15 protein-coding genes are annotated in these 15,960 nt (G+C 61.3%); 6 read left to right on the forward strand and 9 right to left on the reverse strand.

Annotated elements, in window-relative coordinates; all coding sequences use genetic code 11:
* Positions 1-3: 3 nt before the first annotated feature.
* On the reverse strand, positions 4-963 hold the full coding sequence (locus L6D82_RS15960; RefSeq protein ID WP_011334589.1) for an AAA family ATPase: 960 nt from the start codon (positions 961-963) through the stop codon (positions 4-6).
* Between the two features lie 211 nt (positions 964-1,174).
* On the reverse strand, positions 1,175-1,528 hold the full coding sequence (locus tag L6D82_RS15965; protein ID WP_003225678.1) for a hypothetical protein: 354 nt from the start codon (positions 1,526-1,528) through the stop codon (positions 1,175-1,177).
* Positions 1,529-2,044: 516 nt separating this feature from the next.
* On the opposite strand from L6D82_RS15965, the gene L6D82_RS15970 reads away from it, so the two are divergent.
* Positions 2,045-6,931, forward strand: coding sequence for an NAD-glutamate dehydrogenase (locus L6D82_RS15970; protein ID WP_236190365.1), 4,887 nt, complete (start codon positions 2,045-2,047; stop codon positions 6,929-6,931).
* A gap of 270 nt (positions 6,932-7,201) precedes the next feature.
* On the opposite strand, the gene L6D82_RS15975 is transcribed toward L6D82_RS15970, so the two are convergent.
* The 4 genes from L6D82_RS15975 to pdxR all read right to left on the reverse strand — a co-directional run bounded on the left by L6D82_RS15975 (position 7,202) and on the right by pdxR (position 10,642).
* Positions 7,202-7,915, reverse strand: coding sequence for an ATPase (locus tag L6D82_RS15975; protein WP_236190374.1), 714 nt, complete (start codon positions 7,913-7,915; stop codon positions 7,202-7,204).
* 228 nt (positions 7,916-8,143) lie between these two features.
* A complete protein-coding gene (locus L6D82_RS15980) occupies positions 8,144-8,563 on the reverse strand; it encodes a cupin domain-containing protein (RefSeq protein ID WP_236190404.1) in 420 nt (139 codons plus the stop codon).
* A gap of 228 nt (positions 8,564-8,791) precedes the next feature.
* Positions 8,792-9,085, reverse strand: coding sequence for a putative quinol monooxygenase (locus tag L6D82_RS15985; RefSeq protein WP_007959339.1), 294 nt, complete (start codon positions 9,083-9,085; stop codon positions 8,792-8,794).
* A 120-nt stretch (positions 9,086-9,205) separates the two neighbouring features.
* On the reverse strand, positions 9,206-10,642 hold the full coding sequence (pdxR, locus tag L6D82_RS15990; RefSeq protein ID WP_236190376.1) for a MocR-like pyridoxine biosynthesis transcription factor PdxR: 1,437 nt from the start codon (positions 10,640-10,642) through the stop codon (positions 9,206-9,208).
* Between the two features lie 311 nt (positions 10,643-10,953).
* Between pdxR and L6D82_RS15995 the strand changes: the two genes are divergently transcribed.
* Positions 10,954-11,394, forward strand: a complete 441-nt coding sequence (locus L6D82_RS15995) for a carboxymuconolactone decarboxylase family protein (RefSeq protein ID WP_236190378.1) — start codon at positions 10,954-10,956, stop codon at positions 11,392-11,394.
* 173 nt (positions 11,395-11,567) lie between these two features.
* On the opposite strand, the gene L6D82_RS16000 is transcribed toward L6D82_RS15995, so the two are convergent.
* A complete protein-coding gene (locus L6D82_RS16000) occupies positions 11,568-11,882 on the reverse strand; it encodes a hypothetical protein (RefSeq protein ID WP_085746257.1) in 315 nt (104 codons plus the stop codon).
* A gap of 123 nt (positions 11,883-12,005) precedes the next feature.
* Here L6D82_RS16000 and L6D82_RS16005 point away from each other — a divergent pair, with 123 nt between their 5' ends.
* The 3 genes from L6D82_RS16005 to L6D82_RS16015 are packed head-to-tail and all read left to right on the forward strand — an operon-like array spanning position 12,006 to position 14,272.
* A complete protein-coding gene (locus L6D82_RS16005; RefSeq protein ID WP_373870909.1) occupies positions 12,006-12,752 on the forward strand; it encodes an STN domain-containing protein in 747 nt (248 codons plus the stop codon).
* Positions 12,749-13,300: an RNA polymerase sigma factor gene (locus tag L6D82_RS16010; protein WP_011334580.1), complete on the forward strand. Its 552-nt coding sequence runs from the start codon at positions 12,749-12,751 to the stop codon at positions 13,298-13,300. Before L6D82_RS16005 ends, L6D82_RS16010 begins: the two co-directional genes overlap by 4 nt.
* A 33-nt stretch (positions 13,301-13,333) precedes the next feature.
* The gene (locus L6D82_RS16015; protein WP_102718160.1) at positions 13,334-14,272 is read left to right on the forward strand and encodes a FecR family protein; all 939 of its coding nucleotides are present in this window, start codon (positions 13,334-13,336) and stop codon (positions 14,270-14,272) included.
* A gap of 159 nt (positions 14,273-14,431) precedes the next feature.
* Here L6D82_RS16015 and L6D82_RS16020 read toward each other — a convergent pair whose 3' ends face one another.
* Together L6D82_RS16020 and gspH are read right to left on the reverse strand one after the other, a co-directional pair.
* Positions 14,432-15,040, reverse strand: a complete 609-nt coding sequence (locus L6D82_RS16020; RefSeq protein WP_236190382.1) for a type II secretion system protein GspJ — start codon at positions 15,038-15,040, stop codon at positions 14,432-14,434.
* Positions 15,037-15,489: a type II secretion system minor pseudopilin GspH gene (gene gspH / locus L6D82_RS16025; protein ID WP_011334577.1), complete on the reverse strand. Its 453-nt coding sequence runs from the start codon at positions 15,487-15,489 to the stop codon at positions 15,037-15,039. The genes L6D82_RS16020 and gspH overlap by 4 nt, the downstream gene beginning before the upstream one ends.
* 133 nt (positions 15,490-15,622) lie before the next feature.
* On the opposite strand from gspH, the gene L6D82_RS16030 reads away from it, so the two are divergent.
* The coding region (locus L6D82_RS16030; protein WP_236190384.1) for a general secretion pathway protein GspC at positions 15,623-15,960 on the forward strand (338 nt) is incomplete at its 3' end.

Below are 15,960 nucleotides of genomic sequence, written 5' to 3' on the forward strand. Positions count from 1 at the left end.
GGGTCAAGCGACGGCTACGACGTCGAGAATCCGTTGCACCACGCGATCCTGATCGATGCCAGCGGCTTCGGCTTCAAACGACAGAATGATGCGGTGACGCAACACGTCGAACAGCACCGCCTGGATGTCTTCCGGGCTGACGAAGTCGCGACCGGCCAGCCAGGCGTGGGCGCGGGCGCAGCGGTCGAGGGCGATCGAGCCGCGCGGGCTGGCGCCGTAGGCAATCCACTCGGCCATTTCCGGGTCGAACTTGGCCGGGTTGCGCGTGGCCATGACCAGTTGCACCAGGTATTCCTCGACCGCGTCCGCCATGTACAAGCCAAGGATTTCCTTGCGCGCGGCGAAGATCGCCTGCTGGCTGACCCGGCGTTCGGGCTTGGTTTCGCCGTTCAGGGCTTCGCCGCGGGCCTGTTGCAGGATCCGACGCTCGACGGCGGCATCCGGGAAGCCCATTTTCACGTGCATCAGGAAGCGGTCGAGCTGGGCTTCGGGCAACGGATAGGTGCCTTCCTGCTCGATCGGGTTCTGCGTGGCCATCACCAGGAACAGCGGCGACAGCTCGTATGTACTGCGCCCGACACTGACCTGACGTTCGGCCATGGCTTCCAGCAGCGCCGATTGCACCTTGGCCGGGGCACGGTTGATTTCGTCCGCCAGCACCAGGTTGTGGAAGATCGGGCCTTGCTGGAACACGAAGCTGCCGGTTTCCGGGCGATAGATCTCGGTGCCGGTGATGTCGGCGGGCAGCAGGTCCGGGGTGAACTGAATGCGATGGAACTGGGCTTCGATGCCCTCGGCGAGCTCTTTGATCGCTTTGGTCTTGGCCAGACCCGGAGCGCCCTCGACCAGCATGTGGCCGTCGGCGAGCAGGGCGATGAGCAAGCGCTCGATGAGTTTTTCCTGGCCGAGAATCTGCGTTGAAAGAAAGGTTCGCAGCGCCAGCAGCGCTTCACGATGTTCCATCGATGACTGTTCCTGGAAAGGGAGGCCACAGGCGTTCGGATAACGCCGGGGCTGGGGGCGTTACTTTAATCCATCGCAGGGGGTGGCGACTAACGGCATTTTGCGCAAAGTGCGGGAAATGACCGGGGGATTTGTTGGAATTTTGTAGGGTGGGGTAGGTGCGGTGTTCTTTCGGGCCCTTTCGCTCGCGAAAGGGCCGGCCCAGATGCCATCAAATCTGGCTGATATAGGTGCCAGTACCATCAAGAATGTTCTTCAGGGTTTCCTCGACCTCAGCCAGATCCACCATGTCCGGATTGAAAGTGATTTCCAGCACATCATCCCCGTTCAACGCATCGGCATCGGCTGCAGCGATTTCGATCTTCAACAGGGTTTTGGTCAAAGTGACCTTGACGCCATCAAGGGTCGACGGCTCGCCATCCAGCGTGATCTCCAGCTCGTCCTCGTCCGGGTAGCGGCTCATCAGGAACATGTCGCCCTTGTCGCTGTGGCAGCAGAGCATGGCCATGTTGTCTTCTTCGTCGTCGCACGGGTTGACGATCAAAAGGGCGGTGGTCATTTGCATGGGGAATTCCTGCCTCGGCGGGCTTGTTGGTCGCAATTGGGCGCGATTCTGCCAGCCCCCGGGAATTTCTGCATGTGAGAGTGTCAGAGGATGTGTCGTGAACGCGACACAGGTCAATGGTCATTCCTGGCACGCCTGTACCGTAAAAACGGGCATTCAGACCGGCGTTCCGCCCCATGAATGCTAGTGTTTACCGATGCGCAGGCCTTGGTTTACGTGCCAATGACCGAATATGTCGCAGCACCGCAAGCAGACACATTGTCGCACCCATTAAGCTGCGCAACGGATGAGCACCCGTAAAGGCATTGCCATGGCCCCGCGAGCGGCGCCGGGCAGTCGTTTTTGCAGATGCCCATTCATGGAAGGTGAATGTGACCTGAGTGTCTCGTCCAGCTTCACCCACCTGTCACCCTGTTTCCTCTGCCCGAGAATCAGGAACAGGGCGACGGAACGCCCCGAAAGGGGTTTTGCACGCGACGCTTTCCATCAATAACAAGCCCAAGCGGAGTACCACAGATGGCGTTCTTCACCGCAGCCAGCAAAGCCGACTTCCAGCACCAACTGCAAGCGGCACTGGCGCAGCACATCAGTGAACAGGCACTGCCACAAGTGGCGCTGTTCGCTGAACAATTCTTCGGCATCATTTCCCTGGACGAGCTGACCCAACGTCGCCTCTCCGACCTCGCTGGCTGTACTCTCTCTGCGTGGCGCCTGCTTGAGCGCTTCGATCACGCGCAACCGCAAGTGCGCGTCTACAACCCCGATTACGAACGTCACGGCTGGCAGTCGACCCACACCGCGGTCGAAGTGCTGCACCATGACTTGCCGTTCCTGGTGGACTCGGTGCGAACCGAGCTGAACCGTCGCGGTTACAGCATCCACACCCTGCAGACCACCGTGCTCAGCGTGCGTCGTGGCAGCAAGGGCGAGTTGCTGGAAATCCTGCCAAAAGGCACCACCGGCGAAGGCGTTCTGCACGAGTCGCTGATGTACCTGGAAATCGACCGCTGCGCCAATGCGGCCGAATTGAATGTGCTGAGCAAGGAACTGGAACAGGTTCTGGGTGAAGTCCGCGTCGCGGTCTCCGATTTCGAGCCGATGAAGGCCAAGGTGCAGGAAATCCTCACCAAGCTCGATAACAGCGCATTCGCCGTCGATGCCGACGAGAAGACCGAAATCAAGAGCTTCCTGGAATGGCTGGTGGGCAACCACTTCACCTTCCTCGGCTACGAAGAATTCACCGTTGTCGATCAGGCCGATGGCGGCCACATCGAATACGACCAGAATTCGTTCCTCGGCCTGACCAAGATGCTGCGCACCGGTCTGACCAACGAAGACCGCCACATCGAAGACTATGCCGTGAAATACCTGCGCGAACCGACCCTGCTGTCGTTCGCCAAGGCCGCGCATCCGAGCCGCGTGCACCGTCCGGCTTACCCGGACTACGTGTCGATTCGCGAAATCGATGCCGACGGCAAAGTGATCAAGGAACACCGCTTCATGGGCCTGTACACCTCGTCGGTGTATGGCGAAAGCGTGCGTGTCATCCCGTTCATCCGCCGCAAGGTCGAGGAAATCGAGCGCCGCTCCGGCTTCCAGGCCAAGGCTCACCTGGGCAAGGAACTGGCCCAGGTCCTGGAAGTGCTGCCGCGTGACGACCTGTTCCAGACCCCGGTCGACGAACTGTTCAACACCGTGATGTCGATCGTGCAGATCCAGGAACGCAACAAGATCCGCGTGTTTCTGCGCAAAGACCCGTACGGTCGTTTCTGCTACTGCCTGGCCTACGTGCCGCGCGACATCTACTCCACCGAAGTTCGCCAGAAGATCCAGCAAGTGCTGATGGAGCGCCTGAAAGCCTCCGACTGCGAATTCTGGACGTTCTTCTCCGAGTCCGTGCTGGCCCGCGTGCAACTGATCCTGCGCGTCGACCCGAAAAACCGCATCGACATCGACCCGCTGCAACTGGAAAACGAAGTGATCCAGGCCTGCCGCAGCTGGCAGGACGACTACGCCGCCCTGACCGTCGAAACTTTCGGCGAAGCCAACGGCACCAACGTGCTGGCCGACTTCCCGAAAGGCTTCCCGGCCGGTTACCGCGAGCGTTTCGCAGCGCATTCGGCCGTGGTCGACATGCAGCACCTGCTCAACCTGAGCGAGAAGAAGCCGCTGGCCATGAGCTTCTACCAGCCGCTGGCCTCCGGCCCACGCGAGCTGCATTGCAAGCTGTATCACGCCGATACCCCGCTGGCACTGTCCGACGTACTGCCGATCCTGGAAAACCTCGGTCTGCGCGTGCTGGGTGAATTCCCATACCGTCTGCGTCACACCAACGGCCGCGAGTTCTGGATCCACGACTTCGCGTTCACCGCCGCCGAAGGTCTGGACCTGGACATCCAGCAACTCAACGACACCCTGCAGGACGCGTTCGTCCACATCGTCCGTGGCGATGCCGAGAACGATGCGTTCAACCGTCTGGTGCTGACCGCCGGCCTGCCATGGCGCGACGTGGCGCTGCTGCGTGCCTACGCCCGTTATCTGAAGCAGATTCGTCTGGGCTTCGACCTCGGCTACATCGCCAGCACCCTGAACAACCACACCGACATCGCTCGCGAACTGACTCGCTTGTTCAAGACCCGCTTCTACCTGGCCCGCAAGCTCGGCAGCGATGATCTGGACGACAAGCAACAGCGTCTGGAACAGGCCATCCTGACCGCGCTGGACGACGTTCAAGTCCTCAACGAAGACCGCATCCTGCGTCGTTACCTGGACCTGATCAAAGCGACCCTGCGGACCAACTTCTACCAGACCGACGCCAACGGCCAGAACAAGTCGTACTTCAGCTTCAAGTTCAACCCGCACTTGATCCCTGAGCTGCCGAAACCGGTGCCGAAGTTCGAAATCTTCGTTTACTCGCCACGCGTCGAAGGCGTGCACCTGCGCTTCGGCAACGTCGCTCGCGGTGGTCTGCGCTGGTCCGACCGTGAAGAAGACTTCCGTACCGAAGTCCTCGGCCTGGTGAAAGCCCAGCAAGTGAAGAACTCGGTCATCGTGCCGGTGGGTGCGAAGGGCGGCTTCCTGCCGCGTCGCCTGCCACTGGGCGGCAGCCGTGACGAGATCGCGGCCGAGGGCATCGCCTGCTACCGCATCTTCATTTCGGGCCTGTTGGACATCACCGACAACCTGAAGGACGGCAAACTGGTACCGCCGGCCAACGTCGTGCGGCATGACGACGATGACCCGTACCTGGTGGTCGCGGCGGACAAAGGCACTGCAACCTTCTCCGACATCGCCAACGGCATCGCCATCGACTACGGCTTCTGGCTGGGTGACGCATTCGCGTCCGGTGGTTCGGCCGGTTACGACCACAAGAAAATGGGCATCACCGCCAAGGGCGCGTGGGTTGGCGTTCAGCGCCACTTCCGCGAGCGCGGCATCAATGTCCAGGAAGACAGCATCACCGTAGTCGGCGTGGGTGACATGGCCGGTGACGTGTTCGGTAACGGCCTGTTGATGTCCGACAAGCTGCAACTGGTTGCCGCGTTCAACCACATGCACATCTTCATCGACCCGAACCCGGATCCGGCCACCAGCTTCGCCGAGCGTCAGCGCATGTTCGATCTGCCGCGTTCGGCCTGGACCGACTACGACACCAGCATCATGTCCGAAGGCGGCGGCATCTTCTCGCGCAGCGCGAAGAGCATCGCCATCTCGCCACAGATGAAAGAGCGCTTCGACATCCAGGCCGACAAGCTGACCCCGACCGAACTGCTGAACGCCTTGCTCAAGGCGCCGGTGGATCTGCTGTGGAACGGCGGTATCGGTACCTACGTCAAAGCCAGCACCGAAAGCCACGCCGATGTCGGCGACAAGGCCAACGACGCACTGCGCGTGAACGGCAACGAACTGCGCTGCAAAGTGGTGGGCGAGGGCGGTAACCTCGGCATGACCCAACTGGGTCGTGTGGAATTCGGTCTCAATGGCGGCGGTTCCAACACCGACTTCATCGACAACGCCGGTGGCGTGGACTGCTCCGACCACGAAGTGAACATCAAGATCCTGCTGAACGAAGTGGTTCAGGCCGGCGACATGACCGACAAGCAACGCAACCAGTTGCTGGCGAGCATGACCGACGAAGTCGGTGGTCTGGTGCTTGGCAACAACTACAAGCAGACACAGGCCCTGTCCCTGGCGGCCCGCCGTGCTTATGCGCGGATCGCCGAGTACAAGCGTCTGATGAGCGACCTGGAAGGCCGTGGCAAGCTGGATCGTGCGATCGAGTTCCTGCCGACCGAAGAGCAACTGGCCGAACGCGTTGCCGAAGGCCATGGCCTGACGCGTCCAGAGCTGTCGGTGCTGATCTCGTACAGCAAGATCGACCTCAAGGAGCAACTGCTGGGCTCCCTGGTGCCGGACGACGACTACCTGACCCGCGACATGGAAACGGCGTTCCCGCCGACCCTGGTCAGCAAGTTCTCCGAAGCCATGCGTCGTCACCGCCTGAAGCGCGAGATCGTCAGCACCCAGATCGCCAACGATCTGGTCAACCACATGGGCATCACCTTCGTTCAAAGGCTCAAAGAGTCTACCGGCATGACTCCGGCGAACGTGGCGGGCGCTTACGTGATCGTGCGCGACATCTTCCACCTCCCGCACTGGTTCCGTCAGATCGAAGCGCTGGACTATCAGGTTTCCGCCGATGTGCAACTGGAGCTGATGGACGAGCTGATGCGTCTGGGCCGTCGCGCTACGCGCTGGTTCCTGCGTGCCCGCCGCAACGAGCAGAACGCTGCCCGTGACGTCGCGCATTTCGGTCCGCACCTGAAAGAGCTGGGCCTGAAACTGGACGAGCTGCTGAGCGGCGAAATCCGCGAAAACTGGCAAGAGCGTTATCAGGCGTACGTCGCCGCCGGTGTTCCGGAATTGCTGGCGCGTATGGTAGCGGGGACTACCCACCTCTATACGCTGCTGCCGATCATCGAAGCGGCCGATGTGACCGGTCAGGATCCAGCCGAAGTGGCCAAGGCGTACTTCGCTGTGGGCAGCGCGCTGGACATCACCTGGTACATTTCGCAGATCAGCGCCTTGCCGGTTGAAAACAACTGGCAAGCGCTGGCCCGTGAAGCGTTCCGCGACGACGTCGACTGGCAGCAACGCGCGATCACCATCGCCGTTCTGCAAGCGGGCGGCGGTGATTCGGACGTGGAAACCCGTCTGGCACTGTGGATGAAGCAGAACGACGCCATGATCGAACGCTGGCGCGCGATGCTGGTGGAAATCCGTGCCGCCAGCGGCACCGACTACGCCATGTACGCGGTGGCCAACCGTGAGCTGAACGACGTGGCGCTGAGCGGTCAGGCGGTCGTGCCTGCTGCGGCGACTGCGGAGCTTGAGCTTGCTTGAGTAGCCGTTGAATGAAAAAGCCCCGCTCTCGAAAGAGGCGGGGTTTTTTCATGCCTGTGTTCGGCGGTATTTATGTGTTGATGCACAGAACCAACCCCCTCACCCCAGCCCTCTCCCCCAGGGGGGCGAGGGGGAAAGGGAGCCGATTTGTGTGTTTTTCAACACTTGAGTTCGCCTCGGTATTTCACGTCGGCGTAACTCTAACAAACACCTCGGTCAGTCCCCTCTCCCTTTTGGGAGAGGGCTAGGGTGAGGGCAGCGGCCTGACAGTCACTGCAACTTATGTAGTTGTTTACTATCAAGCATCGACACATTACCTGCCGACCTGGTCAATAAATTACTGAGCGACTGGTCAAACTTCTGCAACGCCCGAACTTGCACATTCTGCTGTTCATTAATATCCGCCACGATATCTTCCGAACGTTTGTAATCCGCCCATAACGGACTCAAGGCTCTGGCATCCGTCCCTTGGGCCGTGCCGATATAGTTGAACTTCCCGTCATAAAAATCCGCACTCACATCCGCCTTGACGTCTGAACTGCGCGACGTAATCAACTGGCTGTGCGTGTCGACGATCGCCACCACATCCGGATTGGCCGCACGCAGGCTGTGCATGTCCGGGTACACCGTCACCGAGCCGAACTGACGTTGCAGCGAAGCTTTCACCCAATCCACCGCCATGTCCGGTTTCGAAGTGGCGACGTAGGCATCGTGGATCGGCTGCACCAGCAAGCTCTGGCCGAAACCGGTGCCGGCGTTGGCCTGGTAGTTGCGCAGGTAGTCGCGGTTGGTCTGGGTGCTCGGGCTGTAAATCACGCCCAGCGACACGCCCGGGCCGGCCTTCACGGTGGTCATGTGGCTGCGGCCCACCGGGTGGGGCAGCAACGTGTCGAGCGACGATACCGCTTTGGGCGCGGTGGGTACCGAGCAGGCCGTCAGTGTCAGCAGTGAAAGGAACAGAGTGCTGGCGAACGCAGGTTTCATGGTGTTTCTCCCGTGAAACAACTTCAGTCGGAAAGTTTAAGTTGCCACTGTTTGTGGCAGTTGAATCAGACTAAACCTGTGGCGGTTTTATGAAACGACCAATCAGTGAAGTTATCAGGAGGCCAATAGTTTTATTTGCTGTAAGCCGGGCAGGTTAATTGCGGTCAGCATTAAAAACGCCCAAATCGACGATTTGAGCGTTTTTATTTATGGCTGACGTAACAGCAATCAGTTTTCCAGGGGGATCAATACTTTCTCATCGGGCGACAGCACCATGAACACCAGCAATTTGGCCGGTTTGCTCTTGCTGGCGTTTTTCGAGATCAAATGCTCGGAACCGGCCGGTTCGTACCAGTATTGGCCCTTCTTGTAGGTGATCGGTTGCTCACCTTTGACCTGGGAAACGATCTCGCCTTCGAGCACGTACGCCATGGCGGTGCCGTCGTGTTTGTGGGCGATCGAGGACTGGCCGGGTTTGTAATCGACTTCGATCATCATGGCCTTTTTGCCGGGGACGTTTTTCAGCATCTGATCCTGCAGCACCGAGATTTTCTCGGATGGGGAATCGGGGCCGTGCGCCAGTGCCGAAGCGCTGATGGTGAGGGCCAGAGCGGCGAGCGGGGCGGCAAGCAAGTGCAGGACTTTCATGGTGATCACCTGATAAGTGGGGGAGTCGGTCATCACAGTAGTCCGCGGGCCGGGGTATTCAAACGGCCAATACTCGTGAAGATCAGGTGACCAATCTGGGGGATTGCAGCGCATTCAAATACGCCATCGCTGGCAAGCCAGCTCCCACAGTTTTTTGTGTCGTTCATATGATTTGTGAACAATACAAAACCTTGTGGGAGCTGGCTTGCCAGCGATGGCGTCAGTAAGTCAAACGATCGGAAAGGAGTTGAAATCCACGCTATTGGCCAGACGACTGTCGATCAAGTCAATAAACCCCTGAGCTTCCGGGCGATTGAAATGCGCCTGCATCGCCGCTTCCGACTGCCAGCGGGCGCTGACCGTCCAGCGGTGGCTGTCCTCGGGGCAGCGGTCGACCATGTAGGAATCGCAGCCCGGCGTTTCGCGCAGGGTTTCGACGATCTTCTGCAGCTGCTTGCCCAGCTCCTCCGATCGGCCGGCGGCAGCCTGCACCTGTACGGTGTTGATCACTTCGTTGGACATTGCTCACACTCCTGAATCAGGCCGGACGAATCCTGCTCATTGAGGGATAACGCTTGTGCAGGATAGGCCTGCACCCCCGGATCACCAATAACCAATCGGCGGTTAATCGTTTAGTCCAATCTACCCAACAACCTGTTGCAGAATGTCGCGCAGGCGGTCGAGCGCGATATCGATGTCCAGGGTTTCGATGGCGCCGAAACCGAAGTACATCCCGCTTTTGGCCGGCTGCTGATAATAGAAGCCATCGATGGCGTACAGCCCGACTTCGACCTTCTTCGCCAGTTCGATCACCAGCGGCAAGTCGATCGGCACCTTGCAGAACACCGCCATATGAAACCCCGCGCTGGGCGGCACGGCTTGCAGCCACGGCGACAGGTCGGTGGCCATGCGCGCCAGGATCCGCTCGCGGCGCTGGGCGTAAATGGTATGGCAGCGGCGGATGTGCTTGAGCAGACACCCTTCGGCGATGAACTTGGCCAGCGCCCATTGCGGCAGGGTGGAGGCGTGCAAATCGGTGAGCTGCTTGGCGCGGATCACCGCTTCGAGAATCGCCGGCGGCAGGATCGCGTAGCCCAGTCGCAGCTCCGGCAGCAGGGTTTTCGAGAAGGTGCCGACGTAGGCGACGATGCCGCGCTGATCGAGCTTGTGCAGCGAATCGGTCGGTCGGCCTTCGTAACGGAACTCGCTGTCATAGTCGTCCTCGATGATGATCGCGCCCAGCTCATGGGCTCGCTCAAGCAGGGCCTCGCGCCGCGCCTCACTCATCGGCATGCCCAGCGGAAACTGGTGCGACGGCGTCACATAGATCAGCCGCGTGCCCTCGGGAATCCGCTCGACCTGAATGCCCTCGGCGTCCACCGGTACGCCGACCACCGTCGCCCCGTGAGTGCCGAACAGCAGCCGCGCCGGCGGATAACCGGGATCTTCCATCGCCACCAGACTGCCGGGGCGGATCAGCACCCGCGTGATCAAGTCCAGCGCCTGTTGCGCGCCGTTGCACACCACGATGTCCTCGTCCTGACAGTTCACACCACGGGAAAACGCGATGTGCCGGGCAATCGCATTGCGCAGCGCCGGCAGGCCTTCCGGCACGCTGTAAAAACCTTTGGAATTGGCCATCTGCCGCAGCGCGTGAGAGACGCAGCGGCGCCAGTCATCCTGGGGAAACTGGCCCTTGCTGGTAGCGCCGCCGATAAAGTCATAGCGCAGCGAACCCTCGAGCGTCGGATGCCGCAGGAACACCGGCAGATTGCGCCAGCTCTCGATCACCTCGGAACTGGCCAGCTCGGAATGGCTTTGCTTGCGCTGCACCGGCGTTGAGCGGGCGTTGACGTAAGTGCCTTTGCCGATCACTCCGGTCAGGAAGTTTTCGTAAGTCAGCTGCGCGTAAGTGTCGGAAATGGTCTTGCGGGAAATCCCCAGTTGCTCGGCGAGCAAACGGCTCGGCGGCAGTTGCGTGCCGGCGGCCAGACGCCCGGATTCAATGGCGTCGCGCAGTTGCCGGTACAACTGACCGGCCAGATCCTTGCGGCCATTGATCACGACATGAAGTTCCATACCGAGGGGGCTCTCCGGGCGATTGAGTGTGCCGGCCAGATTACTCCCGAATGCGGTATCGGCAGAAGTTGCGCAGTGCAAATCCCCCAAATTGGCGCAAAACCCTGTGGGAGCGAGCTTGCTCGCGATGGCGTCAGTTCAGCCACTGTCAAAGGTGAACGACACACCGCCTTCGCGAGCAAGCCCGCTCCCACAGGTATCGTGTTTGGCGCGGGTGCAGTGGTCTGCCGTTTTTTCGTGGAATTGGGGCTGTAACGTTGCCGAATCAGCGTTTACCGTGAAATCACTCTTCTGCTGCCCGAGGCCCGCCCATGTCCCCGCGTCTGGATTACTACAGCGCTTCACCCAAAGCCATGAAAGCGATGATTGCCCTGGAAGCGCTGACCAGCAGCCTGAGCATCGAACCGCCGCTGCTGCACCTGATCAAGATCCGCGCCTCGCAACTCAACGGCTGCGCGTTCTGCACCGACATGCACTCGGTGGAAGCACGGCGGTCAGGGGAGACGGATCGGCGGTTGTACGCCATCGCGGTCTGGCGCGACAGCGGCTTCTTCAACCTGCGCGAACGGGCCGCACTGGCCTGGACCGAGGCCGTCACGCTGCTGGCTGACAGCCGTGTGCCTGACGATGTTTACCAGCAAGCGGGGGAACAGTTCAACGAGACGGAACTGGTGGACCTGACCATGGCCGTCAGCACCATCAACAGCTGGAACCGGTTGGCGGTGAGCTTCCGCCAGATTCCCAGCGATTGATCACTAGCGGTTGATCGCTTCCACGTGCCCGCGCGTTGAACGCACCACGCCCCCACACGGTGATCGTTCCCACGCTCCGCGTGGGAATGCCTCTAGGGACGCTCCGCGTCCAGTGACGCAGAGCGTCACGGGCTGCATTCCCACGCGGGAGCGTGGGAACGATCAGGTAAAAGTTAGTTCGGTGGCCGCTGCGGTTTCACCGACGTACCAAACGTGTTGCCCATCCGCGTACTGGTGGCCGCCGGCGTCGCCAGCCCCACCTGATTCGGCGGGCGCTTGTTGACCGGCACATTCATCGCTTCCTGATTCTTCTGCGCAGCCGCCGCGCCATTGGGATTGTTGCCCATCTGCTGGCTCAGGCAATCGTAATTCGGCGCCTTGTAGCCACCCACCGTCACCTCGACGCAGCCCAGCGGCTCCTCCGCGTGCGCACCGCCCAACACCGTCAGCAACAACCCGCCGAAGACGACTTTCCAGACTGATTTCATGCGTGCCTCCTGGCCGGCCCGAAGGGGCCGCTCTGGCTCCAGAGTCTAGTGCAACGGTCGCGCCGATCCCGTGATGGTTTTTTTGCAGTGGCCGTCACACCAGATTCATAAACAGCCCTCAGGATGACGGTTTTCAGGGATACATCAGCCGTGCAGCGAGGCCGTGCCAGGGAGGATGTTGTGCGCTCAGCGCTCGTGCGCCAGCTCTGTCTGGGGCTGCTGCTTGGCTTGTTTCTGAGCAGCGCCGGCGCCGACCCGATGCCGGCGACGATGCGCATGACGCTGCACATCCCGGCCCAGGAACTGGCCCGCGCCCTCGATCAGTTCAGCCGCGCCACCGGCATGGCGGTGCTGGTCGACAGTCAGTTGAGTCGTGGTCGACGTTCGTTGGCGGTGGATGGCGAATTCACCGCTGCCGAAGCGTTGCGCCGAATGCTCGGCGGCAGCGGCTTGATGGCCAAGTACAGCCGCAACGACGCGTTCACCTTGCAGGTTGCGCAGGTTGAGGACGTGCCGATGCCGGCGGAGAAACCGACCCCCGCCAGCGCAGCGGTCAACCGCAGCTACGCCACGGCGGTGCAGGCGGCCATCGAGCGCAACCTGTGCCGTTCGCCGCTGACCCGGCCCGGCAGTTTTCGCGCGGTGTTGCAATTGTGGATCGGCCGCGACGGCGTGGTGCAGCACAACCGGTTGGTCACTTCGACCGGCGATGTTCGGCGCGATGCAGCGCTGGTAGACAGTTTTCACACGCTCAAGATCGACCGGCCGACACCCGGCGCATTGCGCCAGCCAGTCACGTTGCTGTTGTTACCCGAATCGTCAGGAAAGCGCATGGAATGCACACAATGGGAAGGAGTTTCCGGGGGATGAAAGACGCCGGACAAAGTTCGATGGTCCAGCTGTTCCTGACGTCCTACGAGGACTTTCGGGTGCGCCTGCGACGCCGTCTCGGCTCGGAGGACCTGGCCAACGACGTGCTGCACGAAACTTACCTGCGGGTCGACCGCATGGAAGCGCCGCCGAACCTGCTGCGGCCCAACGCCTACCTCTATCGCATGGCCCTGAACATCGCCGCCGACCGCCGCCAGGCCGATGCGCGACTGCTCACCGGCAGTGAAGTCGAAGAACTGCTGCAAGTCAGCGACGAAGCGCTCGACCCGATGCGCGTGGTCGGCGGCCAGAAGGAAATCCAGTCCCTGCTCAGCGCCCTCTACGAGCTGCCGGCGCGGCGCCGCCGGATCTTCATCGCCGCACGGCTGGAAGAAGCGCCGCACCTGGAAATCTCCCAGCGTTTCGGCATCTCCACGCGCATGGTCGAGAAGGAAATCAAGGCTGCCCTCGGACACTGCGCGGCCAAACTGGAAAGAAAAGTGTTTCAGCGGTTCGGTCGCGGGGCCGGAAAACCGTCTAGTGAATGAAGCTCCCGATCAACCCGTCGAGTACCTGTGCGTTTGAACATCTTCCGTCTGACACCTGCCGAGCTCACGCCTGCCGAGCGTCTGCAAAGCGAAGCCCGCGACTGGCTGATCCTGCTGACCTCCGGCCGCGCCACGGTCGCCGATGCCCGAGCGCTGCGCCAGTGGTGCGCCCAAAGCCCCGAACACGCCCGCGCCTTCGAAGAGTGCAAGGCCTTGTGGCACCTGCTGCAACCGGCGGCCGAGGCGATGCAGGCACCACGCCGGTTTGGACGTCGGGCCTTTCTCGGCGGCGCGATTGCCGCGTCGGCGGCGTTCCTGCTGGTGCGCGGCACGATTCCGGGCGGGTTCTCAGGGCTTGGGGCTGATTACATCACCGAAGTCGGCCAGCAACGTCGCGTCGAACCGGCCGACGGCTTGAGCCTTGAATTGAACACACAGACCCGCATCAACCAGCGTTCGGTGGATGAGGGCGTGCAGGGGTTTGAACTGGTCAGCGGCGAAGTCGAAGTGCAGACCGCGCGACTGCCGATGGCGATGCAGGCCGGTGGTGGTTGGTTGCGGGCGAGCAGGGCGCGGTTCAACCTGCGCAACCTCGATCAACAGGTGTGCGTGACGTGCCTCGATGGCGCGGTTGAAGTGGAAGTTGAAGGTCGTAGCCTGCGCCTGGAACCGGGCCAGCAACTGACCTATGACGCGCAACAGGTCGGCACCGTGCAAAGCGTCGACACGGCGGCGGTGATGAACTGGCGTCAGCAGGTGCTGGTGTTCAACGGCGCGACCCTGAGCCAGATGATCGACGAGATCAACCGTTACCGCCCAGGCATGTTGCTGCTGCTCAACCGAGAACTCGGCCAGCGCCGCGTGCAGGCGCGTTTCTCCCTTGACCAACTGGCCGGCGTAGGCGCTTTGATTCGCGATGCCTACGGCGTCAAATGCACCGAGTTGCCGGGCGGCGTAGTCGTCCTCAGCTAACTAACTAACACAACACCCACAAACACCCTAAAACCCTGTGGGAGCTGGCTTGCCAGCGATAGCGGCATGTCAGGCAATGAGATGTTGGATGTGAAGGCCCCATCGCTGGCAAGTCGAATCGTCGCACCGCAGCTCCCACAGGGACCTCAGTGACTTCAATTACTGCAACGGCCCCATCACCTGCCGATACTTCTCCACCCCCTGCGCCGTCTCCCGAGTCAACCGCACCTCCAACCCCAACGGATCCTCCCGCCGATTCCCGCTCAACTGCCGCCACCCCTTGTCCGCCTCCCAAACCCGCACCTGCAAATCACTCACCTCACCCAAAACCGCCACCCCAGCCGTAGGCGCCGGCAACGGATACCGACTCCGCGCCGGTGCCACCGCGCGATACAACGTGTCCCCCTTGAGCCACCAGCGCACCCGCTGCAACGCCCCCGGCTGATCCGCCGCGCTACGAATGATGTCCAACCGAAACCCCTTGCTGTCACTGCTGCGCACTGTAAGCGCAGGCGGCGCCGTCGCCGGTTCATCCTCGGTGCCGACCTTCTTCGGCTCCGTCAGCTCGATCCCGGCGCGCATCTCCACATCCCGCTGCATCTGATTCAACGCCCGCAACAGGCTGTCGCTCTGCTCACCACTGGCCTGCAAATGGCTGTCGGCGCGCGTGACACTGTCCAGCCCCTTCCAGGCAATCAGACTGACCACCGCCATCAACAGAATCGCGACCATCACCTCGATCAGCGTAAAACCTTCTTGTCTGTTCATTGCACGCTGATCCGGCCCGAAGCATCGCGCAGCACACTCAACCGATTGAGCCCGTCAGACAGCGTCAACTGCAGCGGCGGATTGATCCACTCCGCGTTCAGCACCACTTTCTGCTTCGGCTCCACCCGCACCTCCAGCTTCGGACTCTGCCAGGGACGCGGCCGCAACTGCGGGTCCCGATCAAAATGATCAAAACCCTTGCCACTGTCACTGCGCCGACTGAACCGAAACCCCTTGCCATCGCTCAACCACGCAATCGGCCGACCATCCGCACGGGCCTCAGCCTGCGCAATCTGCAGCAACTGCGCCACGCGCTCGGCGTCCTTGCGCAGCAACTGCAACGGATCGGGCTTGATACTCAAACTGATCGCCGCACTGGCGATACCGATGATCACCAGCACCACCATCAACTCGATCAACGTAAAACCCTGCTGCCTGCACCGGTTCATCGAATGCGCACTCCCTTGCGTCCAGCCCCGTCCCAAAAAACCATCCTGCACGGCCAACATGTAAGGCGTGTGAAATAAAACCGTGAGAATTGCCGCGTAGTCTTGTCACCGGGACTAAAAGGAGATTCAGCCCATGAGATTCACCGCACGCTTTTCACCCCCCCAAATCATCCAGGCCGCCGCACTGCTGGCCGCCCTCGTCGGCATCGCCACTTGGTCATCCCTGCTCCTGACCACCGCCGAATCCCACACCCCGGCGGCTACGCCGCAACTGCTCGCTGCGCGCAGCGACAACCCGGCGTTGCAGTGGTTTTCCAATCGAACGGCGCCGGTGGAGATCAAGGTCAGCGGCGTGATGGTGGGGAGTCGCGGGGCGGTGGCGATACTCAGCCTCAACGACGGACCGCCGAGGAGTTTTTTGCAGGGAGAGCGGGTGAGTCCTGGGGTGAAGTTGGTGGCGGTGGAGGGGGA

It is taken from the genome of Pseudomonas paraglycinae, assembly GCF_021601625.1.
GTDB classification, from domain to species: Bacteria; Pseudomonadota; Gammaproteobacteria; order Pseudomonadales; family Pseudomonadaceae; genus Aquipseudomonas; species Aquipseudomonas paraglycinae.